The sequence below is a fragment of the Pseudomonas sp. G3-39 genome (assembly GCF_054790485.1).
In genome coordinates, this window is sequence record NZ_CP186497.1 from 4,622,252 (window position 1) to 4,644,570 (window position 22,319).

Sequence of the window (22,319 nt, forward strand, 5' to 3'; positions counted from 1 at the left end):
ACAGCCACTGCAACGGTGGCTGTGATGGCCCCTTCGCGAGCAGGCTCGCTCCCACATTGGATCGTGATCGACACAAGTCCCCTGTGGGAGCGAGCCTGCTCGCGAATGAGGCGACTCGGTATCAAGTCAACTCGGCAACCGGCGGCTTGCCATAACGCTTCTGCGCATACGACGCGCCGACAATCATCACCAGCAGAATCCCCGCCAACACCGCCGACGAGCCGATGGTGCCGAAGTCCAGGCCGCCCTTTTCCTGGGACTTGGTCATCAGGTCACCCAGGGTCGCACCGAACGGCCGGGTCAGCACGAACGCCACCCAGAACAACAGCACCGACGAAATCTTCGTGAAGTATTTGAGCGCCACGACCACGGCAATGGTCGAGCCGATCAGCAGCGCGCCACCGGCAAAACCCAGGCCCGAATCATCGGCCAGGTAGTCACCGAGCGCCGTGCCCAGGGTGTTGGAAAACAGAATCGCCATCCAGTAGAACATCTCGCCACGGAAGGTCTGCACCTTGCTGACGTTCAACGAGTCGCCGCTCAGGCGCCAGGCCGTGAAGATCGCCAACAGAATCGCAATCAGGATCATCGACCCGGTGGCGTAGCCCAGTTCAAGGGTGCGGTCCATGAAGTCGGACATGGTGGTGCCGGCGGTGCTGGTGGACAGAATCACGATCCAGTACAGCAGCGGCTTGTAGGTCTTGGCCATCAGTTGGCTGATCAGCGTCAGCACGAACACGCTGATCAGGATCAGCGAGCTGAGGGCGTACCCGACGTTGAGGGTCATCGACAGCAAGTCCCCCGCGGTTTCCCCCAGGGTCGTCGCGCAGATTTTCATGACCCAGAACGCCAGGGTGATTTGAGGCAGTTTGTTCATCGCAAGCAAAGCTCCAGTGTGGGACGGCCGGTTCTTGGTTTTCTGGCCGTGGGCAGACTGGCGTCGCACCGGTGAAAAACCGGTCGGCAACAGATGAAAAATCCGTCATATCGCGAAAATCAGCGATTAATCCCCCATTAATGCTGCCCCGGCATCCTGCCACTACCTGATCGATGACCCGCGCGGCGTTCGCTCCCGACAGTGGAAGCCCATTCAATGCGCCGCCCTTAATATCAAGTTAATCGATTGTTTTTAGCATTTATTTGCGCTTTTTTATCAATTTAGTTGGCGTAGCATTAAACCCATGCAAGACACACCCGCCAACGAATCTGGAGTCACTCACATGAAAACCAAACTGATCCTCGCTTTCGCCTTGTCCGTAATGGCCGCCAACACCTTTGCTGCCGACGGTTTTGATCGCACTGGCTCGGCCGTCGCTGCCGATGGTTACGACCGCACTGGCTCGGCAACCGTCGCCGAGGATGGCTACGACCGCACCGGTTCGGCAACCGTCGCCGAGGATGGCTACGACCGCACCGGTTCGGCGACCTTTGCTGAAGACGGCTACGACCGCACCGGTTCGGCTGCCTTCGCCGCTGACGGCTACGACCGCACCCAATCCGCTTCGATCAGCTGATTGCAGTTGTAAAGCGCACAGCCCGGCTTCGGCCGGGCTTAGTCATTTCTGGGGCACGGCAAATATCCCCTGTGGGAGCGGGCTTGCTCGCGAAAGCGCCGGGTCAGTCAACCACTGTGGCAACTGAAAGATTGCATTCGCGAGCAACCCGCTGCCACAAAGGGGATTGCATCAACTGGAATATCTTTGTGTGACTGGAAAATGCTGTTTCAGACTTGCACTATTGCCTTCTACAAACGCCCTCCAGGAACCTCCAGCCATGTCCGATGACATCCACTTCTACGAACCCGCCAACGGCCACGGCCTGCCCCACGATCCGTTCAACGCCATCGTCGGCCCGCGTCCCATCGGCTGGATTTCTTCGCAGGATGCCGACGGCCAGCTGAATCTTGCGCCTTACAGTTTCTTCAACGCGTTCAACTACATTCCGCCGATCATTGGTTTCTCCAGCATCGGGCGCAAAGACAGCCTGAACAACATCGAGCAGACCGGCGAGTTCGCCTGGAACCTCGCCACCCGGCCGCTGGCCGAGCAGATGAACCAGAGCTGCGCGATGGTCGCGCCCGAGGTCAACGAGTTTGAATTGGCCGGGCTGACGCCCGTGGCGTCGAAGGTGATTGCGGTGCCACGGGTAGCCGAAAGCCCGGTGTCCTTCGAGTGCAAGGTCACGCAGATCATTCAGTTGCAGCGCGCCGATGGCGAAACCGTACCGAGCTGGCTGATTCTCGGCGAAGTGGTCGCCGTGCATATCGCCAAATGGCTGTTGAAGGACGGGATCTACGACACCGCCGCGGCAGAACCGATTCTGCGCGGCGGCGGGCCGGCGGATTATTTCCAGTTGGGGCCTGAAGCCCTGTTCAAGATGTGGCGCCCGGGGGCGGGCAAGTAAGCGCAGTTACCAGATCAGCTCGGCGTCATCAGTGACGCCCTTGAGGCGGTCCAGCTCATTGATGGCAGCCTCATCGGCAGCGATGGCGCCGAGGAAAACCTGATCACCCAGCAGTTTGTGGAAGCGTGGCGCACCGCCATCGACCAGGGCCTTGACCGCGATTGCCGCGTGGTAACCCTTGTTGCCGCCCAACTCGACGGGGACGACTGCGGAGACTGCTTCGAAGTGTTCAAACTCTTTACGTGCCATGGCACACATCCTGGCTCAGATGAATAAGCCGGACATTAAACCCTCAACCGGCGAGTTTGTGTATCGGTGCCGGGCATTGTCCGAGCGCCTGCGCCGCCGACACTTCTTTGAAGGTGTGGAAATCCAGGCTGTTGACCACCAGATCCTGAACCAATTCGGCAAAGATCTGCATCGACGGGCTGTTGAAATACGCGGTCATTGCCTGTTGATGGCTCCAGAAACCGGAGACCAGCCACAGCTCCGGATCGCATTGCGAATGCTGCAGGGCGAAGTTCAGGCAACCGGGGGCGTTGCGTGACGGTTCGATCAAGGCACTGAGGCGTACACCCAGTTCGGCGGAGCGTCCGGCGCGCGCTCGAACGAAGGCCATATGACTGACGGGAATCTGCTTGGACATGTTCAACCCTCCCAGGGAGTCGCGTGGCAGCCGGGGGACGGGCTGCGACAGGATCAAAGGTTAAGGGCCGGGCGCAAGGTGCCGTTAGTCGATTCCTGCCGCTGCGTTGCACAATCCTGCGAGACTGCACAAACGCCCCGCATCGATGGGTAGAAACCTGTCACACCGCTGTCACAACGCTTTTGTGTAGGAGCTGCCGAAGGCTGCGATCTTTTGACTTTTGTTTTTAAAATCAAAAGATCGCAGCCTTCGGCAGCTCCTACAGGGGTCTTCGACCCAAGGGGTAAGGTGGCGGTCGCGGGCTGATGGCCGGCACGCAAAAGCAGCCCATGCAGAATCAGGCAAGCATTTGACAGGATGTGTCTACCGCTGGCGCTTGCACAAACATATGCTCTGCCCCATTCCAGATTCCTTGCCGAGGATGCCGTGCATGACGTCATTCGATCGTTTCCAGTCTCCGCCCGATGCCGACATGGAAAAACAGCGTGCAGAACTCGCGGCGATCATCCGCCGCAACACCACGGACGACGGCAGTTATCAGACCGCCATCGGCTCGCTGTTCATGTCGCGCCATACCCAGTCCCATGACTTCGCCCCGGTGCTGGCGCAACCGGCGCTGTGCATCATGGCCCAGGGCCGCAAAGAGGTGCGCCTGGCCGATGAGTTCTTCAATTACGACCCGCTGAATTACCTGGTGGTCTCGGTCTCGATGCCGCTCAGCGGACGGGTAGTGAATGTCTCGCCGGAGGATCCGATTCTCGCCGTGCGCCTGGACATCGACCCGGCGGAAATCACCGCACTGATTGCCGACGCCGGCCCCATGGGCGTGCCGACCCGACCGACCGGGCGCGGCCTGTATGTGGAAAAGATCGACAGCGCGATGCTCGACGCGGTGTTGCGTCTGGCGCGACTGCTGGATGCGCCGAAAGACATCGCCATGCTCGCGCCGCTGATTCGCCGGGAGATTCTTTATCGCCTGCTGCGCAGTCCGCAGGGCCATCGCTTGTATGAAATCGCGATTGCCAACAGCCAGAGCCACCGCATCAGCCAGGCGATCAAATGGCTCAACGGCAACTTCGAACAGCCGCTGCGCATCGATGATCTGGCGAAAGAGGTGAACCTCAGCGTCTCGACCTTGCATCACCGTTTCAAGGCGATGACCGCGATGAGTCCGTTGCAGTATCAGAAGCAATTGCGCCTGCAGGAAGCGCGGCGCCTGATGCTGGCCGAAGGGCTGGAAGCATCGGCGGCGGGCTATCGCGTGGGCTATGAAAGCCCGTCGCAGTTCAGCCGCGAGTACAGCCGCTTGTTTGGTGCACCGCCGTTAAGGGATCTGGCGCGGTTGCGGCAGTCGGTCTGATCCGGACTTGGCGTTGCTGCATCTGGCGCTTTCGCGAGCAGGCTCGCTCCCACAGAGGAACGCATTTCCAAATGTGGGAGCGAGCCTGCTCGCGAAGAGGCCAGCGAGGCCAACATCAAATCCGGATCAAGCCCCCAATACCCGACACGCCTCGCTCGGCAACGTCACCGACACCGGATGCCCGATCCCCAAACCGATCCCCTGACACGGCGTGCTCAGCGCCGTGAACGTCACCCCGGAACACTCCACCGTGGTCTCGATGGTCGCGCCGATATCGCGCACGAACGTCACCTTGCCGAGCAAGCGATTGCCCGCCGTGGCTTGTGGCGCGGACAGTTGCAGATCCTCCGGACGAATCAGCATCTTCACCTTCTGCCCCGCTTCGATGCTGCTGCAGATCGGCACTTGCAGCGCATCACCGCCCGGCAAACTGACCTTGCCGTCACCCAGCGCCGTGGCCGGAAAAATGTTGCCCGAACCGATGAAGTCGGCGACGAACTCGTTGGCCGGGTGCCGGTAGATTTCGATCGGTGTGCCCACCTGCTGCACCTTGTGCTCGCCCAGCACCACGACGATGTCGGCCATGGTCATGGCTTCGCGCTGATCGTGGGTGACCATGATCGTGGTGATGTTCAAGCGCTGTTGCAGCTGACGTATTTCCACCTGCATCGACTCGCGCAGCTTGGCGTCCAGCGCCGACAACGGTTCGTCGAGCAGGAGGATTTTCGGCCGCGAGGCGATGGCCCGGGCAATCGCCACCCGCTGCCGTTGCCCGCCGGAGAGTTTCGCCACCGGTCGGTCGATCATCGCCTGCAACTGGATCAACTCCAGCAATTCCACCACCCGCGCCTGCTGCTCGGCCTTGCTCACGCCGCGCAGTTTCAGCGGGTAGGCGATGTTCTCGCCGACGGTCATGTGCGGGAACAGCGCCAGCGACTGGAACACCATGCCGAAGTTGCGCAGGTGCGCCGGGGTGTGGCCGATGTTCTCGCCATCCAGGCGAATCTCGCCGCCGGTGAGAGTTTCCAGCCCGGCGATCATCCGCAGCAAGGTGGTTTTGCCGCAGCCCGACGGGCCGAGAAAACACACCAGTTTGCCTTCCGGCAAATGCAGATTGACCTCCTGTACCGCGCAAGCCGAGCCGTAGAATTTCTCGACGTTTTCCAGAATCAGACCAGTCATGTTGCACCTCAAATCAAAAGGAAACGCCGCCCTCGCCCACCAGCTTCTCCAGCGCCCAGATCAGGACGAAGTCGATCAGCACGATCAGCACGGCAAACGAGAACACGGTGGGGTCGAGCGATGACACGGTGCGGCTGTACATCCAGATCGGCACGGTCATGACGTCGATGGTGTAGAGGAAATAGGTCACGGTGAATTCGTTGAACGAGACGATGAACGCCAGCAGCATCCCCGCCAGAATCCCCGACTTCATCAACGGCACCACCACGTCGACAATCGCCCGCAGCGGTGAAGCGCCGAGCATCCGCGCCGCCTCTTCGACTTCGCTGCCGATGGAGAGCATGGCGGCGGTGCAGTTTTTCACCACGAACGGCAGCGCCAGAATCACGTGGGCAATCACCAACCGCGAGGTGGTCAGGTGAAACGGCAGGCTGTCGAACACCAGCAGCAACGCCAGCCCCAACACCACCATCGGAAACACCAGCGGAAGCGACATCAGTTGCAGCGCCACGGCTTTACCACGGAACTCGCAACGGGTCAGCGCATAGGCGGCGGGCACCGCGATCAGCGTGGCGAAAACCATGGTCAGGCACGACACCAGCAGGCTGGTGGCCATGGCCTGGCCGAGGCTCAGCACGTCGCTGGCGTCTGGCGAGACGAAGGTGTGCCAGGCCGCCTTGTACCACTGCAGGCTGTAGCTGCTCGGCGGGAAGTCGAGGTTCGACGCACCGCTGAACGACATGACGATCATGGTCAGGATCGGCAACACCGCCAGCAGCAGAATGAACCCGGAGAGGATCCCGGCGAACTTGCCGGTGTCGCCGGGCAGCAGCGCCATGCGCTTGTTGGTCAGGGTACTCATTGCGAAGCCTCCAGCAGCCGCCGACGACGGCCGGTGATGTATTCAGACAGGGTCATGATCGCCAGCGTGGTGACGATCAGCACCACCCCGGCAGCGGATGCCGCGGGCCAGTTCATCAGCGGCGCGATCTGGTCATGCACCATCACCGCGAGCATCGGTACACGGCGGCCACCGAGCAGCAACGGCACGACAAAACTGCTGGCGTTGTAGGCGAACACCAGCGTCGCGCCGGTGATGATCCCCGGCAGACTCATCGGCAACACCACCTGACGGAACACTTGAAAACGACTGGCGCCCAGTGTCGCCGCCGCCTCTTCGTAGGTACGTGCAACACCGCGCATGGCACTGGCAATTGGTAGCACCGCCAGCGGAAACGCGGTCTGCACCAGGCCCATCAGCACGCCGTTCTGGTTGTACAGCAGCATGATCGGGCGCTTGATCAGGCCCAGGCCCATCAGCGTCTGGTTGAGCATCCCGCCCGGGCCGAGAATCACCAGCCAACCGTAGCTTTGCAGCAGCAGGTTGACCAGCAGCGGCAGCAACACTGCGGCAAGGAAGATCCGCCGCACGAACGGCGAGGTCAGCCGTGACATGGTGTACGCCACCGGGATCGCCAGCAGCACCGCGATCACTGCACTGATCAGCGCCAGACGCAGGGTCAGCAGCAGGGATTTGAGGTAATAGGGTTCGAGCAATTGCGCGTAGCTGGCGAGGCTGAACCCGCTCCATTCCGCGCCTTTAGTGCCGACGCTCATGCGCAGCACCAGCAGGCTGGCGGCGATCAGCACACCGAGAAACAGCATCGACGGCGTGAGGAAAAACCACGCCCGCGCCGTCGGCGAAATACCGCGCGCCGGGCGCACGTCAGCGGCGCCAACCGGTTGGGTCAGGGATTGATGTTCCATAGCAATGATCTCGTCAATGGAAAGCTAATCTCGCAAACACCTCAATCTCCTGTGGGAGTCATTTTTTGTGGTGAGGGGATTTATCCCCGACCGGCTGCGAAGCAGTCGCAAAACCATCGTGCGCGGTACATTTGATGCACCGTATTTGCTGATCTTGGGGCAGCTACGCTGCCCATCGGGGATAAATCCCCTCACCACAGGACTCGCTCCCACAGGGGGCCCGTGGTGTTCGGGAGGCCGGCGTCAGGAAGAAAAAATTTCCGTATAGCGACGAATCCATTGGTCATGCACGGTCGCCAGGAAGGCGTTGTCGTGCATGATCGCCTTCTCGGCAATCTGCTCCGGCGTGAGGATGTACGGGCTCTTGCGCGCTTCGGCGGAGATGATCGCCTTGGCGTTGACCGGGCCGTTGAAGATGTCTTCGGCCATCTTGCCCTGCACCAGCGGGTCGAGAGAGTGGTCGATGAAGGCGTAGGCCAGGTCGGTGTCGCCCGGACGGTTCTTCGGCATCACCGAGAGCATCAGGTCGGTGTAGAAACCTTCCTTCATACCGAACGTGGCACCGAGGCCGTAGTTCGGATCGCGGATCTGCTTGGGGAAAAACGCCGGGGCGTACAGCCCGCCCATGTCCAGCGAACCGGTGCGGAACAGCTCGGCGATCTGGTTCGGGTTCTCCCCGAGGGTGACCACACGCTCCTTCAGCTCGGCGAGTTTCTTGAAGCCCGGCTCGATGTTGTGTTCGTCACCGCCGGCCAGTTTCGCGGCGATGATGATCAGGTCCATCGCCTCGGTCCAGTTCGGCGGCGGCAGGAAAATGTTCGGCGCCAGATCGGCATCCCACAGCGCGGCATAACTGTCCGGTGCCTGTTTGAGGGTGCGGGTGCTGTAGACCAGACTGTTGCACCACAGCAGGTAACCGATGCCGTGCCCGTTGGCGCCGGTGCGGTATTTTTCCGGTACGTCGATCAGGTTTGGAATCCGGTTGAGGTCGGGTTTTTCCAGCAGTCCGGCGGCGGCCAGACCTTCGGCGCCGACCCCGGCCAGGGTGATGATGTCGTACTGCGGACGATCACCGCCGGCCTTGAGTTTGGCGACCATTTCCGAGGTGCTGCCGGTGCGGTCGGCAATGACCTTGGCGCCGGTCTTGGCCTCGAAGGTGGCGGCAATGTTGCGCAGTGCGGCGAGGCCGGTGTCATCCGACCAGGTCAGCAAACGCAGAGTCTTGCCAGCAAAACGCGTGTCGCTGGCGCTGGCCCGGATGAAGGGCATGCTCAGGGCCGCCGCCGCTACCGAGGCGACGCCGACGGTTTTAATGAATTGACGCCTGTTCAGATCATGCTCGCCCATGAAGGACTCCCTTTGTTCTTTTAAGTATGAGGTTGGTCGCAACCGTTGCATCCGCGCGGCCGGATCCGCTGCAGGCCTTGTATTAAAAGGCCTGCAGCGCTGCCGAAGGGTTCATCCTGAGGTCGTGCAATACACCTGACTATCGATAAAAACTCATCGAAGCCATGACACCGACGCATGCCTCGTTGCGAGGCATGCACTCACCGTTTTCGGGCGTTCAGAGCGCCCGGATCACGTGTTTGATTTCCTGAAACGCAGCCAGGCCCCACGGCCCCAATTCACGACCGATGCTGCTCTGCTTGTAGCCGCCCCACGCCGTCTGCGGGAAGATCACTTGCGGCGCGTTGAGCCATACAAGCCCCGCCTGCAGGGCGTTGGCGACGCGGTCGGCGGTCTCGGCGTTACGCGTCACCACACTGGCGACCAGCCCGAACTGGCTGTCGTTGGCCAAGGCAATCGCCTCGGCTTCGCTGCTGAAACTGCGCACGCAGAGCACCGGGCCGAAAATCTCTTCACACCACAACGCACTGTCGAGGGGCACGTCGGTGAACACCGTCGGCTGCAAAAAATAGCCGCGCGGCAGATCCGCCGGACGATTGCCGCCGCACACCAGCTTCGCCCCGGCACTCAAACCGCGGTCGATGTGGCCGAGCACGCGCTGGTATTGCGCCTGATTGACCAGCGCGCCCATCTCCACGTCCGGGTCGAACGGATCGGCCACGCGAATCGCTTGCGCGCGCTTTTGCAGACGCTCAAGAAATTCATCGGCCAGCTCATCGGCGACCAGCACCCGGCTGGTGGCCGAGCACATCTGCCCGGCGTTGAAGAAACCGCCGCCGCAGGCCAGTTCCACCGCCAGTTCCAAATCGGCATCTTCAAGCACCAGCAGCGAAGATTTGCCGCCCAGTTCCAGGCTCACGCCCTTCACCGTTTCGGCGGCGCGCTGCATCACCTGCACGCCGACGGCGTTGCTGCCTGTGAAAGAGATCTTGGCGATGCGCGGGTCCGCCGACAGCGGTGCACCGACCGCCAGACCGGTGCCGCAGACCAGGTTGAACACACCGTTGGGCAAGCCGGACTCGGCAATGATCGCCGCCAGTTCCAGCTCCGGCAGCGGCGTGACTTCCGACGGTTTGAGCACCACGCAGCAACCGGCGGCCAAGGCAGGCGCAAGTTTCCACGCGGTGGTGACCATCGGGAAATTCCACGGCACGATCAGCCCGACCACACCGCACGGTTCACGACGCAGACGCGCGCTGAAGTCATTGCTGGGCAGCGCCACGTTGCTGTCGAGTTGTGCGTCGAGGCCTTCGGCCAATTCGGCGTAATACTCGAAAGTGGCGATCACATCATCGACATCGATCGCCGCTTCGAATTGCGGTTTGCCGTTGTTGCTCGACTGCAGCTTCATCAGATGATCGCGGCCGTTGCGCACGCCATTGGCGATGTTGCGCAGGATCGCACCGCGCTCGGCGCCAGTGGTTTTCGACCAGCGCTTGAACGCTTCAGTGGCGGCGCTGACGGCCAGATCAACCGCGCTTTCATCGCCGCCATTGACCGTGGTCAGCAGCGCTTCGGTTGCCGGATTGATCACCCGCAGATGCTCACGCCCGGCCGACCATTGGCCGTTGATGTACAGGCCATCGAGTATGGTTGGAAAATTGATCATCGGGCCACCGCCTGCATCCATTGGCTCTGGTCGACTTCGATCAGGGTCGGGCCCTGACGATCGGTGGCAGCACGCAGCGCGCCGCGCAATTGTTCAACCGAGCTGATCGCTTCGGCGGCGCAACCCAGGGCCCTGGCCACACCGATGAAATCCGGGGTGTAGATGTCGACGCCGACCGGTTCGATGGCGCGGTTGACCATGTACTTCTTGATCTCTTCGTAGCCCTGGTTATTCCACAGCAGGACGATTACCGGCGTGTGCGCTTCAACCGCGCTGGCCAGTTCCGGCAGGGTGAACTGCAAGCCGCCGTCGCCGATCAGGCACACCACTGGCGGACGAGCGCCACCCTCAATGCCGCCACCGAGCCACGCGCCAATAGCCGCCGGCAGGGCATAACCGAGGGTGCCGTAACCAGTGGACGAGTTGAACCAGCGCCGTGGTCGCTCCGGGTTGAAGGTGAGGTTGCCGGTGTACACCGGTTGTGTGGAATCGCCAACGAACACTGCGTCCGGCAATTCGTGCAGCACGGTTTCCAGAAAACGGGTCTGGGCCAGGGTTGGCGCATCCCAGGTCGCGGCCAGTTCATCGCGCAGACGCGCTGCCCGCACCTGGCCCCAATCGTTACGCCGCTCGGCCAGCGCCTGCTGCGACAGTGCGCCGAGCAGCGCTTGCGCGGCGTTGCGCGAGTCGGCGACCAAGGCCACGTGCGGCGGATAGTTGCGCACGGTCTGATCGGCGTCGATGTCGATGCGCAGCAACTTGCCGGGGATTTCAAAGCCGCCGGCGAAGGTCACGTCATAATCGGTTTCGGCCAGTTCGGTGCCGATCGCCAGCACCACGTCGGCATCGGCCACCAGTGCGCGAGTGGCGACCAGGCTTTGCGTCGAGCCGATCAGCAGCGGATGGCTGGAGGGCAACATGCCTTTGGCGTTGATGGTCAGCGCCACCGGGGCGTCGAGCAGCTCGGCCAGCTCAGTCAGTTCGGCGGCGGCATCGATGGCACCGCCACCGGCGAGAATCAGCGGACGCCGAGCGCCGGCCAGCAACTCAGCCATGCGCCGTACTGCAGCCGGTGCAGCCCCGGCGCGGTCGATGTGCACCGGAACGCTGGCGAGCAGCTCATCAGCCTCTTCTACCAAAACATCCAGCGGAATCTCGATGTGCACCGGACGCGGACGACCGGCCTGAAACAGCGCGAAAGCACGGGCCAGCACGCCGGGCAATTCCGCCGCCGACATCAGGGTGTGGGAGAACGCCGCGACGCCACCGACCAGCGCGCTCTGGTTCGGCAACTCATGGAGTTTGCCGCGACCGCCACCCAACTGGCTGCGGGTCTGCACGCTGGAGATCACCAGCATCGGGATCGAGTCGGCGTAGGCCTGGCCCATCGCGGTGGTGATGTTGGTCATGCCCGGTCCGGTGATGATGAAGCACACACCCGGTTTGCCGCTGGTGCGCGCATAGCCGTCAGCCATGAATCCGGCGCCCTGCTCGTGCCGTGGAGTGACGTGGTTGATGCTCGAACGGGCCAGCCCGCGATACAGTTCCACGGTGTGCACCCCGGGAATACCGAACACCTGCTCGACCCCGTAATCCTCGAGTAACTTGACCAGTACTTCGCCACACGTCGCCATGTCGATTGCCCTTTTGTCAGCTAAAAACACAGATCCCGTGTAGGAGTGAGCCTGCTCGCGATGACTTCGGTGCATTCAACATCGCAGTGACTGACACATCGCTATCGCGAGCAGGCTCACTCCTACAAAGAGCCCTTGAATGGGCTCATTGAACGGGCGGCAGGTAGCGGCAACAATCGATTAAAAGTCATACTAGCCATGTCCTCACGTCATACCTTGGATCCCCATGAAACGACTGCCTCCCCTGCCCGCCCTGCACACGTTTCTGATCACCGCGCAGTGCTGCAACTTCACCCGGGCGGCCGAGCAGTTGCACATCACTCAGGGCGCGGTGAGCCGGCAGATTGCCGGGCTGGAAGCTCATCTGGGGTATGAGTTGTTCATCCGTCTGGCCCGAGGCCTGGAACTGACCGCCGAAGGACGCGAATGGCTGCCACGGGTGGAAAAGATCTTCGGCCTGATCAGCGAGGCCACCGAGCAGATCGGTCGCAAGCGGCAAACCCTGCAACTCAAGGCGCCCAGCTGCGTGATGCGCTGGCTGGTGCCGCGCCTGCTGCAATGGCAAAAGGAACGCCCGGACGTGCCGGTCAAACTGACCACTACACTGGCCCATGGCGTCGACTTCCAGCGCGAGCAATTCGATGCGGCGGTGATCTACGGCACCCCGCCGGACAACTCCTCGACTGCCCTGCACCTGTTTGATGAACAACTGACACCGGTCTGCTCGCCAGCATTATTGAAAGGCCCGCCGGCGCTGAGCGAACCGGCCGACCTGCAACAGCATCTGCTGCTGCATCCGACCCGCGACACCCAAGACTGGACGGTGTGGCTGACCGCCGCCGAATTGCAGTTGAGCAACGTCAACATGGGGCAGCATTTCGAGACGCTGGATCAGGCGATGTCGATGGCGTCGCATGGGACGGGTGTGGCGATTGGCGACTGGTCGCTGATCGGCGATGACCTGCGCGCGGGGCGGCTGGTGATGCCGTTTGATCTGAAGGTGAAAACGGGGCTGGGCTACTACGTGGTGATGCCACAAGGCGGCGAGGCGTCGCCGCAATTGGAGGAATTGATGATCTGGCTGGTGGAACAGGCGCATACCCGCTGAAGTATACAGATCCCCCTGTGGGAGCGGGCTTGCTCGCGAAAGCGGAGTGTCAGCGACATTTTAAGTGACTGACACACTGCATTCGCGAGCAAGCCCGCTCCCACATTGGGTCTGCGTCGTTGCTTAATACCCGACCGTAAACCGCTGACGCGAATGCTTCGGCGTTTCCACTTCGTCAATCAGCGCAATCGCGTAATCGGCGAAAGTGATCCAGCTGCGACCTTCAGCACTGAACAGCAAATGATCCTTGCCAACGCGGAAGGTGCCGGTGCGCTCACCTTCGACGAACTCTGCCGATGGCGAGAGGAAAGTCCAGTCCAGATCCTTCTCCTGACGCAAGGCATCAAGAAACGCCGCGCCCGCGCTGGCCTCGGTTTTGTACTCAGCGGGGAAACCGGCGCTGTCGATCACTCGGGTGTCGTCCGGCAGCAACAGCGAACCGGCACCGCCAACCACCAGCAGACGCTTCACACCCGCCTGCTTCACCGGGCCGACCAAGGCACTGGCCGGTACCGTGGCGAAATGCGCGGCGCTGATCACCACGTCGTGACCGGCCACTGCCGCTTGCAGCGCCGTCGAATCCAGCACATCGACATTCTTGCTGACCACACCGCCACGCGCGCCGATCTTCGAGGTGTCGCGGGCGATGGCAGTGACGCTATGCCCGCGACGCAGGGCTTCTTCCAGCAGTTGGCTACCGGCACGGCCGGTGGCACCAATGATTGCGATCTTGCTCATGACATTCTCCAGTTGGCTTGAGAGTGCTGCGTTTTCAGAATCGGGTTACCACTTCATCTCGCCCTTGGCGACTTTGGCGCTCAGCTCCAGCGAGCTTTCTTCGCCGAGTTTCGGGTAGCGCTTGTGCATGGCCTTGATCAGTGCGGCGGAATCCTTGGCCTTGGCGGTTTCTTCGTCGAAAGCCTTAATGTAGTCGGCGGTGAATTTCACGCTGGCCAGCGAGCGGCTGCTCTCGCCCAGGTAGTGACCCGGCACCACGGTTTTCGGCTTCAGGGTTTCGATCGAGTGCAGGGTTTGCAGCCAGTCGGCGTGGGATTGCGCGGTCTGGGTATCAGCCATCCACACATGAATGTTCTCGGCGACCACGACGCCACCGACCACAGCCTTGAGCGACGGAATCCACACGAAGCTGCGATCCGGTTGTTTGCCTTCAAGACCGACCACCTGCAACTTCTGCCCTTCGAGCATCAGGCTGTCGCCCTTGAGCACGCCCGGCACGATGGTTTTGGCCGGTACGTCGGCGCCCATTTTCGGGCCCCAGAAGGCGAGTTTGCCGGCGACGGTTTTGTTGATGTGATCCACGGTCGGCTGCGAGGCCAGCACTTCAGCGTCGGGGAAGGCCTGGGTCAGGGTGTCGAGGCCGAAGTAGTAATCCGGGTCACCGTGGCTGATGTAAATGGTGGTCAGATGCTTGCCGCTGGCGCGGATCTTCTCCACCACCTGCTCGGCCTGGGCCTTGCCGAATTGTGCATCGACCAGAATCGCGTCTTTCTCGCCGCTGACCAGCACCGAAGTCACCGGGAAAATCGCGTTGGTGCCTGGGTTGTAGACATCCAGGGTCAGATTGGCGGCAGCGGCGTGGGCCGCGAAACCGAGGGTGGCGGTGGCCAGCAAAACGCGCTTGAGGGTAGTGAAGCCGATCATCTGTTGCTCCGTGATCCGAATGCCGTGTTTGGCGATGGGACAGAGCTTAGTTGCCTGACTCGGTACAAAAAATGCGATGCTTGGACATAGTTTGTTTCTGAAAGCGGGCAAATCATGGATCGTCTTCAAGCAATGCGCGTGTTTGTCACCGTGGTGGATCTGGGCAGCCAGTCGGCGGCGGCCGATCATCTGGACCTGTCACGGCCAGTGGTGTCGCGTTATCTGGCGGAGCTGGAAGACTGGGTCGGCGCGCGCCTGATGCACCGCACCACGCGCAAATTGAGCCTGACTGCCGCTGGCAGCGAAATCCTGCCGCGCTGTCGGCAGATGCTCGAACTCTCGACCGACATGCAGGCGGCAGTCAGTGAACCACACGATGCACCGCGAGGATTGCTGCGTATCAGCGTCAGTACTTCGTTCGGCCAGGCGCAACTGGCCGATGCCATGGCGGCGTACGTCAAACGTTACCCCGGGGTCAGCATCGACCTGCAGATGCTCGACCGCACGGTGAATCTGGTGGATGAACGCATCGATCTGGCGATCCGCACCAGCAATGACCTCGATCCGAACCTGATCGCCCGGCGCCTGACCGTGTGCCGCTCGGTGGTCTGCGCCGCACCGACTTATTTGCGCGACAACCCGCCACCGCAACGGGTCGAGGACCTGAGCCGACACAACTGCCTGACCCACTCCTACTTCGGCAAGAGCCTGTGGCATTTCGAGGAGGACGGCGAGCCCGTGTCGGTGCCGGTGCAGGGCAACATCAGCGCCAATGAGGCCAGCACCCTGTTGCGCGCGACCCTGGCCGGCGCGGGGGTGGCGATGCTGCCGACCTATCAGGCCGGGGTGCATGTGCATGCCGGTGAACTGGTGCGCCTGCTGCCGAATGCCGAGCCGCGGCAGATGAACATCTACGCGGTGTACGCCTCGCGCAAGCACATGCCGGCGGCGCTGCGCAGCATGCTGGATTTTCTCGTCGAACGATTCCCGGAAAATCCCGAATGGGATATGGGCCTGTAAATCCGATGCCCCTGTGGGAGCGGGCTTGCTCGCGAAGGTGGTGTATCAGTCTGGATCGTCATCGACTGACACCACGCCTTCGCGAGCAAGCCCGCTCCCACAGGGGGGATGTCACAAAGGCCGGGTTTGTGGCTGGCAACTCTATGCCGCTGACCTATGCTGAAAGTAATACCGCAGGGTATGCGTTCAGAGGTCTACGCCATGAACATCAGAACAAGAAGGTACTTCGCGATTTTCATCACCTGCGCCGCCACGCTGGCGCTGTACGGCACCGCGGCCTGGCGGGTCGAGCAACTGCGACAACTGCCGCGCGAATACGCCAGCTGCAATTTCGAGCGCTGTATTCCGCATAACGCGACGCTTAATGCGCTGCGCTGAATGATCTGAGCTGGCATGCAATCCTGTGGGAGGGGGCTTGCTCCCGAATGCGGTGTGCCATTCAGCATTGATGCACACTGATACACCGCTTTCGGGAGCAAGCCCCCTCCCACAGGATATCGCCAGGTTTACAGGATCACTGCTCGGCCTTCAGCCGGTCGCGGAAGGCCTTTGGCGAAATGCCCACCCTGCGCCGGAACAGGCGCGTGAAGTTGGTCGGATCGGAAAACCCCAACAACTCCGACATCTCGTAAATGGTCATGCTGGTGTAGGTCAGCAAACGTTTGGCTTCCAGTAACTGGCGTTCGTGCATGATCTGCAGCGCTGGCTGCCCTGCCAGTTCGCGGCAGGTGCCGTTGAGGTGTGACACCGAAATCCCCAGACGATGGGCGAGGTCTTCGACCTTCACATGCTGGCGGTACGTCTCCTCCACCAATTGAATGAACCCGTTGAGGTATTCGCGCTGGCGTTGCGGCCGCTGGCTGGCGTTATGGCGCACGAGCGCCTGACGGCTGACCCAGACCATGATCACGCTGACCAGCGAATGCATGAGCATTTCCCGCGCGGGTTGATGGCCGTTGTACTCGGCCTGCAACGCTGAAAACAGACTGTTCAGGTACTCCGCGTCCTTGCCCGCCGGGTAGTGCTCGGCCTGGGCCAGTGCGAGCACCGAACTGCCCAGTTGCGCCTGCAGGTGATTGATCAGCGGATTGGCGAGGGTGACGACGAATCCTTCGACGTCCTCGGAAAAGCGAAAGCCATGCACCGACAACGGTGGCAGGACTTGAATCGCGGGTTGGTTGAGCTGCGTGCGTTGACCTTCGATTTCAAGCTCTGCCTGACCTTTGAAGACGAAGAGCAACTGGCACAAATCGGCGTGGCGGTGGGGTTTGATTTCCCATTGATGTTCGCGGCTGCGTTTGGAAATGGTTTCACAGTGCAGCAAGTCAGGGGTCGGCCAGTCCAGGCTTTCACCGTAGAGCTTGAACACCGGAATCGAAGGCAGGTCAGGCTTGTTCATCACTTCAATCCAGGCCTCGAGGTTGCGGGCGATAATCGCACCGATTGGCAGAATGTACAGGTATCGGCTCAGTTTTCACCTTCAATTGACAGACCCGCAAGGGAAAAATGCAAGCACTCGATCCATAAAAATCATTCACCGGCGCCTGTCGCGTGAAGCTTGCGAGTCATAAAAACAATGAAAACGCTGAAAACCCAAGTCGCCATCATTGGCGCCGGTCCGTCCGGATTGCTCCTCGGTCAGTTGCTGTACAACGCCGGCATCGACACCCTGATTCTCGAACGCCAGACACCCGACTATGTCCTCGGACGAATTCGCGCCGGCGTGCTTGAACAAGGCATGGTAGAGCTGTTGCGCCAGGCCGGTGTAGGCGCGCGCATGGATGCCGAAGGGCTGGTGCACGCCGGCTTCGATCTGGCACTGGATGGGCGTCTGGCACACATCGATCTGCAGGGTTTGACCGGCGGCAAAACCGTCATGGTTTACGGTCAGACCGAAGTCACGCGCGACCTGATGGCCGCTCGTCGGGAGGCTGGCGCACTGTCGTTTTATGAAGTGAGCCATGTCGCTCCTCACGGCATGAAAAGCGACGAGGCGTTTGTCACCTTCGAAAAAGATGGCGAAACCTGGCGCGTCGATTGCGATTACATTGCCGGTTGCGATGGTTTCCACGGCGTCGCCCGGCAGTCGATTCCCGAGGACTGCCTGAAGATCTTCGAACGGGTCTATCCGTTCGGCTGGCTGGGGATTCTCGCTGACACCCCGCCAGTGCACGAAGAGCTGGTCTACGCCCGGCACGAACGCGGCTTCGCCCTGTGCAGCATGCGTTCGGCCACCCGCACCCGTTACTACTTGCAAGTGCCGGCGGAAGAAAACGTCGCCGACTGGTCCGACGAGCGCTTTTGGGCTGAGCTGAAAACCCGTCTGCCCGCCGCGCTTGCCGAAAAACTGGTGACTGGCCCGTCGATTGAAAAAAGCATCGCGCCGCTGCGCAGTTTTGTCGTCGAGCCGATGCAGTACGGGCGGATGTTTCTGCTCGGCGATGCCGCGCACATTGTGCCGCCCACCGGCGCCAAAGGCCTGAACCTGGCCGCCAGCGATGTCAGTACGCTGTTCAACATTCTGCTGAAGGTTTATCGCGAAGGGCGCACCGATCTGCTGGAGAAATACTCGGAGATCTGCCTGCGCCGGGTATGGAAAGCCGAACGTTTCTCCTGGTGGATGACCTCGATGCTGCACCGCTTCGACGAGCATGATGATTTCAGCCAACGGATCAGCGCCTCGGAACTGGAATACTTTGTCAGTTCCGAAGCGGGTCGAAAAACCATTGCAGAAAATTACGTCGGACTTCCGTACGAGGCTATCGAATAGCCTGCTACCGACTTACACTGGCGAGCATCCACCCGCGCGCAATGGCCGTGCGGGTCCATCACTGCCCGCAGGCTCGCCCGTGACCAATCTCAATCACCCTGAAACGCCCAAACCAGCCATTCGCAGCGTGCTGGTCGCGTTGATGATGGCGATTTTTCTCGGCGCGCTGGACCAGACCATCGTCGCCGTCTCGATGCCCGCCATCTCCGCACAGTTCAAGGACGTCAGCCTGCTGGCCTGGGTGATTTCCGGGTACATGGTGGCAATGACCGTGGCGGTGCCGATCTACGGCAAACTCGGCGATTTGTACGGGCGACGCAAACTGATGCTGTTCGGCATGGGCCTGTTCACCCTCGCCTCGCTGTTTTGCGGCATGGCGCAAAGCATGGAACAACTGGTGCTGGCGCGGATTCTCCAGGGCATCGGTGCCGGCGGAATGATTTCGGTCAGTCAGGCAATCATCGGCGACATCGTCCCGCCGCGCGAACGCGGCCGTTATCAGGGTTATTTCAGCAGCATGTACGCGGTGGCCAGCGTCGCCGGGCCGGTGCTCGGCGGCTACATGACCGAGTACCTGTCGTGGCGTTGGGTGTTTCTGATCAATCTGCCACTGGGGCTGGGCGCCTGGTGGGTTGCCAATCGCAATCTACGCGGGCTGCCGATTCCGCAGCGCAAACCGATCATCGACTACCTCGGCACACTGTTGATGATCATCGGTTTAACCGCCCTGCTGCTGGCCATCACCCAGGTCGGTCAGGGTCATTCGTGGCGCAGCAGTGAAGTGCTCGGTTTGTTCGCCTGCGCGGTGCTGGTGCTGGCGGTGTTCGTCTGGCATGAACGCCGGGCGCGTGAGCCGCTGCTGCCGATGCACTTGTTCACCAACCGCAACGCGTTGCTGTGCTGGTGCACGATTTTCTTCACCAGTTTTCAGGCGATTTCGCTGATCGTGTTGATGCCGCTGCGCTTCCAGAGCGTCACCGGTGCCGGGGCCGATGCGGCGGCGTTGCACTTGCTGCCGCTGGCGATGGGCCTGCCGATCGGCGCTTATTTCGCCGGACGTCGTACTTCGGTGACCGGACGCTACAAACCACAGATTCTGACCGGCGCGCTGCTGATGCCGATCTCGATTCTCGGCATGGCGTTCAGCCCACCCGATGCGACGCTGGTCAGCAGCCTGTTCATGCTGCTCAGCGGGATTGCCGGCGGCATGCAGTTCCCGACTTCACTGGTGGGTACGCAGAACTCGGTGGAGCAACGCGACATCGGCGTCGCCACCAGCACCACCAACCTGTTCCGCTCGCTGGGCGGCGCAGTGGGTGTGGCGTTGATGTCGGCGCTGTTGCTGGCGTTGTTGCAGGATTCGAGTTTCGCCCATCTGGCGAGCAACTCGCTGCTCAGCGAAGGGCATTCGGGCAACGTGCTGCTCGACGGTTTGAACGCCGCACCGGGCGATGCGCAGAACGCCTTGCGCGCCGAACTTTCGGTGACGTTCCGGCATCTGCTGTGGGTGAGTACGGCGGTATCGCTGCTGGGGCTGGCGGCGGCAATTGCGATGCCGAACAAGTTGCTGCGCGGGCGCGAGCACGGCGCCAAATAACAGCAACACCTTAAAACCCTGTAGGAGTGAGCCTGCTCGCGATGAGGGTGTGTCAGTCGACATCACTGTTGAATGACACTCCCTCATCGCGAGCAGGCTCACTCCTACAAAGGCAGTTCACTCAAGGACTGTAGTAACCCACCGCCACCAGGAAATGCCCGACCTTCTTCAGGTAGGCATGCTTGTCCTCGACCTTGCCGGTCACCGGGTTTTTCCAGCGGTATTCGTATTCACCGTCATCCTGTTTGGCGATCAGCGCCAGAATCGGCTCGCCCACCGGTTTGCCTTCCGGGTCCTTGATCTTGCTGAAATCGGTGTTGATCAAGCGCAGGTTGGTACCGTGGGCAAAGTAGCGTTGGGTGTCCAGATCGACCACGAACACATACAGGTCATCCTGCAGATAACCGCCCTTGAGCGAGTTGATGGCCGTCAGGGTGCCCTTCTCGTTTTTTCCCAGATCGGTTGCAGCCTTGTCGAGAAGTGCCTTGGCCTGCTCGGCTGAAGCACGCGGCAGGTAATAACCGACGGCCAGAATCCGCTGACCGATGCGCTGGTAATAAACATGTTTGCGCTCGACCTTGCCGTCCGCCCAGTTCTGCCAGCGGTATTCGGCCTGTTGAATGCCGTTGCCTTCCGGCACTAGCAAGGCGTCCTTGAAGGCCTTCTGCAAATCCGGCGCAAGCACTTCGCTGACGTCACGGCCGATCAAGGCTGAGGACGGCCCGCCGCTGGCGAGCATCACGCCTTTGGTGTCGACCACGAACACGTAGCGATCCTTGTCGACGAACTCGCCCTGACGGCTGAACGCGGCGAAGGCCTTGTCGCCATTGTCGTGGTAATAGGCCAGCGCCTTTTCCAGCAAAGCGATGGCAGCCTTGCTGTCGTCCTTCTGCGCGGTGGCGGCGTTGACCTGCCCTGCCCCCACAAAAAGCATCACCCCGAGCCACGCCACTTTATGCAAAAAACCCATAACGCATCCCTCGTTCTTGTTGGTGTTTCAAGAGCGTAGACGGCTTGGGGTCGGACGGAGCGCCGAATCCTGTAGCGAGGGGATTTATCCCCGATGGGCTGCGCAGCAGCCCTGATGGAGAGAACACATATTTTCTGACACACCGAGCTGATGGTTTGGGAGCTGCTGCGCAGCCCCATCGGGGATGAATCCCCTCACCACAAAGGTCCCTGGCTACAGTTCATCAGGCCCTATGGCCGGGCATTGATCTGCTGCTGCAGGTTCTGGATCTGCGCCTGCAGGGTGTTGAGGTTGCGGGTCATCTGCCCGCGGAATGCGTCGAACTCGGCGGTATTGCCGCCACCCTGCGCAGCGGCCGGACGGTTGTCCTGTTCACTCTTGAGAACGACGATTTCCTGCTCCAGACGCTCGATCGCCGCGCTCGGATTGCCTTGCTTTTTCAGCGCGGTGATATCAGCGCCGAGGCTTTTCAGTTGAGCGTCATAACTCTTGAGCTGCGCATCGACCTTGCCGGTGTCGGCCGGGGCGCTTTTCAGGGTCGCCAGTTCGGCGCTCAAGGCTTTGACCTGAGCCTGCAACTGGCTATTGGCGTTCTGTTGTTCGGTGGTCTGCGCGGTCATCTGCGCCAGACGCTTGTCCAGATCGCTGGCCTGACCGACCACGCCTTGCTGCTGTTTGCTCTGATCCAGCAACTGGGTTTCCAGCTGTTTGATCTGCAGCTTCAAGGCTTCGCTGTCGCTGTTGACGTTGCTCTGGCTGGCGACGACTTTGCCGGAAATGTCCTGCAGGCGCCCCGCCGCTTCCTCGCTGATGCGCGCAAAGCTTTCCTGGGTCGCGACCAATTGCTGCTCCATCAGCGAAATCTGCTGAAAGCTCCACCAGGCCAGACCGATGAAGGCGAAGAACAGCGCGCCGACCAGTGCCCACAGCGGCCCGGTACTCGCGGCCTTGACCTTGACCACCGGCGGCGTGCGCGAGTGCACGGAGGTGCGGGCGCTGGGCGGAATGTCATCGTCGTCAAAGGTGTCGGCCCGCAGGCTCGGTACATCGTCGAAATCGTCGTTGGCATCGTTACGCATGGACATTGAGGCAACCTTTGTGGAACGCGGTGATGGCTAAATGCTGCGAAGTATAACCGCCGCAGCCGCAGGGATTGACCCTCAAGCGGCAGTGCGGTTCATTGC

At 61.2% G+C, this 22,319-nt stretch carries 22 protein-coding genes; 8 read left to right on the forward strand and 14 right to left on the reverse strand.

Annotated elements, in window-relative coordinates; genetic code table 11:
* Positions 1–121: 121 nt before the first annotated feature.
* Positions 122–877: a COG4705 family protein gene (locus ACOYXG_RS20780; RefSeq protein ID WP_460353726.1), complete on the reverse strand. Its 756-nt coding sequence runs from the start codon at positions 875–877 to the stop codon at positions 122–124.
* Positions 878–1,220: 343 nt separating this feature from the next.
* On the opposite strand from ACOYXG_RS20780, the gene ACOYXG_RS20785 reads away from it, so the two are divergent.
* Both ACOYXG_RS20785 and ACOYXG_RS20790 read left to right on the forward strand, forming a co-directional pair.
* Complete coding sequence (locus tag ACOYXG_RS20785; protein WP_460353729.1) at positions 1,221–1,514, forward strand: hypothetical protein; 294 nt, start codon at positions 1,221–1,223, stop codon at positions 1,512–1,514.
* A gap of 259 nt (positions 1,515–1,773) precedes the next feature.
* Positions 1,774–2,403, forward strand: a complete 630-nt coding sequence (locus ACOYXG_RS20790) for a flavin reductase family protein (protein ID WP_183784048.1) — start codon at positions 1,774–1,776, stop codon at positions 2,401–2,403.
* Between the two features lie 6 nt (positions 2,404–2,409).
* Here the strand turns inward: ACOYXG_RS20790 and ACOYXG_RS20795 are convergent, their stop codons facing one another.
* Both ACOYXG_RS20795 and ACOYXG_RS20800 read right to left on the reverse strand, forming a co-directional pair.
* A complete protein-coding gene (locus ACOYXG_RS20795; RefSeq protein WP_115989010.1) occupies positions 2,410–2,652 on the reverse strand; it encodes a hypothetical protein in 243 nt (80 codons plus the stop codon).
* Positions 2,653–2,695: 43 nt separating this feature from the next.
* The gene (locus tag ACOYXG_RS20800) at positions 2,696–3,049 is read right to left on the reverse strand and encodes an antibiotic biosynthesis monooxygenase family protein (protein WP_027612495.1); all 354 of its coding nucleotides are present in this window, start codon (positions 3,047–3,049) and stop codon (positions 2,696–2,698) included.
* Between the two features lie 430 nt (positions 3,050–3,479).
* Between ACOYXG_RS20800 and ACOYXG_RS20805 the strand changes: the two genes are divergently transcribed.
* Complete coding sequence (locus ACOYXG_RS20805; protein ID WP_027612494.1) at positions 3,480–4,409, forward strand: AraC family transcriptional regulator; 930 nt, start codon at positions 3,480–3,482, stop codon at positions 4,407–4,409.
* A 126-nt stretch (positions 4,410–4,535) separates the two neighbouring features.
* On the opposite strand, the gene ACOYXG_RS20810 is transcribed toward ACOYXG_RS20805, so the two are convergent.
* The 6 genes from ACOYXG_RS20810 to ACOYXG_RS20835 all read right to left on the reverse strand — a co-directional run bounded on the left by ACOYXG_RS20810 (position 4,536) and on the right by ACOYXG_RS20835 (position 12,008).
* Positions 4,536–5,591 (reverse strand): ABC transporter ATP-binding protein, encoded by a 1,056-nt coding sequence (locus tag ACOYXG_RS20810; protein ID WP_460353733.1) that lies wholly within the window; start codon positions 5,589–5,591, stop codon positions 4,536–4,538.
* A gap of 13 nt (positions 5,592–5,604) precedes the next feature.
* Positions 5,605–6,453 (reverse strand): ABC transporter permease, encoded by an 849-nt coding sequence (locus tag ACOYXG_RS20815; RefSeq protein ID WP_096795112.1) that lies wholly within the window; start codon positions 6,451–6,453, stop codon positions 5,605–5,607.
* Positions 6,450–7,358, reverse strand: coding sequence for an ABC transporter permease (locus tag ACOYXG_RS20820; protein WP_025111659.1), 909 nt, complete (start codon positions 7,356–7,358; stop codon positions 6,450–6,452). The genes ACOYXG_RS20815 and ACOYXG_RS20820 overlap by 4 nt, the downstream gene beginning before the upstream one ends.
* Positions 7,359–7,601: 243 nt before the next feature.
* Positions 7,602–8,705, reverse strand: coding sequence for an ABC transporter substrate-binding protein (locus ACOYXG_RS20825; protein ID WP_123588622.1), 1,104 nt, complete (start codon positions 8,703–8,705; stop codon positions 7,602–7,604).
* Between the two features lie 217 nt (positions 8,706–8,922).
* Positions 8,923–10,374, reverse strand: coding sequence for an aldehyde dehydrogenase family protein (locus ACOYXG_RS20830; RefSeq protein ID WP_460353737.1), 1,452 nt, complete (start codon positions 10,372–10,374; stop codon positions 8,923–8,925).
* Positions 10,371–12,008: a 5-guanidino-2-oxopentanoate decarboxylase gene (locus ACOYXG_RS20835; RefSeq protein WP_460353740.1), complete on the reverse strand. Its 1,638-nt coding sequence runs from the start codon at positions 12,006–12,008 to the stop codon at positions 10,371–10,373. Before ACOYXG_RS20835 ends, ACOYXG_RS20830 begins: the two co-directional genes overlap by 4 nt.
* A gap of 226 nt (positions 12,009–12,234) precedes the next feature.
* Between ACOYXG_RS20835 and ACOYXG_RS20840 the strand changes: the two genes are divergently transcribed.
* The gene (locus ACOYXG_RS20840; protein ID WP_027612487.1) at positions 12,235–13,116 is read left to right on the forward strand and encodes a LysR substrate-binding domain-containing protein; all 882 of its coding nucleotides are present in this window, start codon (positions 12,235–12,237) and stop codon (positions 13,114–13,116) included.
* A 123-nt stretch (positions 13,117–13,239) separates the two neighbouring features.
* On the opposite strand, the gene ACOYXG_RS20845 is transcribed toward ACOYXG_RS20840, so the two are convergent.
* Positions 13,240–13,854 carry an NAD(P)-dependent oxidoreductase gene (locus tag ACOYXG_RS20845; protein ID WP_027612486.1) on the reverse strand — a complete coding sequence of 205 codons (615 nt, stop codon included), beginning with the start codon at positions 13,852–13,854 and terminating at the stop codon, positions 13,240–13,242.
* A gap of 45 nt (positions 13,855–13,899) precedes the next feature.
* Positions 13,900–14,778, reverse strand: coding sequence for an MBL fold metallo-hydrolase (locus ACOYXG_RS20850; protein ID WP_027612485.1), 879 nt, complete (start codon positions 14,776–14,778; stop codon positions 13,900–13,902).
* Positions 14,779–14,892: 114 nt separating this feature from the next.
* On the opposite strand from ACOYXG_RS20850, the gene ACOYXG_RS20855 reads away from it, so the two are divergent.
* Together ACOYXG_RS20855 and ACOYXG_RS20860 are read left to right on the forward strand one after the other, a co-directional pair.
* Positions 14,893–15,798 (forward strand): LysR family transcriptional regulator, encoded by a 906-nt coding sequence (locus tag ACOYXG_RS20855; protein ID WP_218187165.1) that lies wholly within the window; start codon positions 14,893–14,895, stop codon positions 15,796–15,798.
* A gap of 201 nt (positions 15,799–15,999) precedes the next feature.
* Positions 16,000–16,176: a hypothetical protein gene (locus ACOYXG_RS20860; RefSeq protein ID WP_007964044.1), complete on the forward strand. Its 177-nt coding sequence runs from the start codon at positions 16,000–16,002 to the stop codon at positions 16,174–16,176.
* A 136-nt stretch (positions 16,177–16,312) separates the two neighbouring features.
* Here the strand turns inward: ACOYXG_RS20860 and ACOYXG_RS20865 are convergent, their stop codons facing one another.
* Positions 16,313–17,197 (reverse strand): helix-turn-helix domain-containing protein, encoded by an 885-nt coding sequence (locus tag ACOYXG_RS20865; protein ID WP_460353745.1) that lies wholly within the window; start codon positions 17,195–17,197, stop codon positions 16,313–16,315.
* A gap of 177 nt (positions 17,198–17,374) precedes the next feature.
* Here ACOYXG_RS20865 and pobA point away from each other — a divergent pair, with 177 nt between their 5' ends.
* Positions 17,375–18,568, forward strand: coding sequence for a 4-hydroxybenzoate 3-monooxygenase (gene pobA / locus ACOYXG_RS20870; protein ID WP_460353748.1), 1,194 nt, complete (start codon positions 17,375–17,377; stop codon positions 18,566–18,568).
* A 79-nt stretch (positions 18,569–18,647) separates the two neighbouring features.
* Positions 18,648–20,165: an MDR family MFS transporter gene (locus ACOYXG_RS20875; RefSeq protein ID WP_225136145.1), complete on the forward strand. Its 1,518-nt coding sequence runs from the start codon at positions 18,648–18,650 to the stop codon at positions 20,163–20,165.
* 121 nt (positions 20,166–20,286) lie between these two features.
* Here ACOYXG_RS20875 and ACOYXG_RS20880 read toward each other — a convergent pair whose 3' ends face one another.
* Both ACOYXG_RS20880 and ACOYXG_RS20885 read right to left on the reverse strand, forming a co-directional pair.
* Positions 20,287–21,135 carry a cache domain-containing protein gene (locus ACOYXG_RS20880; protein WP_460353750.1) on the reverse strand — a complete coding sequence of 283 codons (849 nt, stop codon included), beginning with the start codon at positions 21,133–21,135 and terminating at the stop codon, positions 20,287–20,289.
* A 230-nt stretch (positions 21,136–21,365) separates the two neighbouring features.
* Entirely contained in the window at positions 21,366–22,220 is an 855-nt protein-coding gene (locus ACOYXG_RS20885) for an ATPase (protein WP_097086018.1), read from the reverse strand.
* Positions 22,221–22,319: the final 99 nt, after the last annotated feature.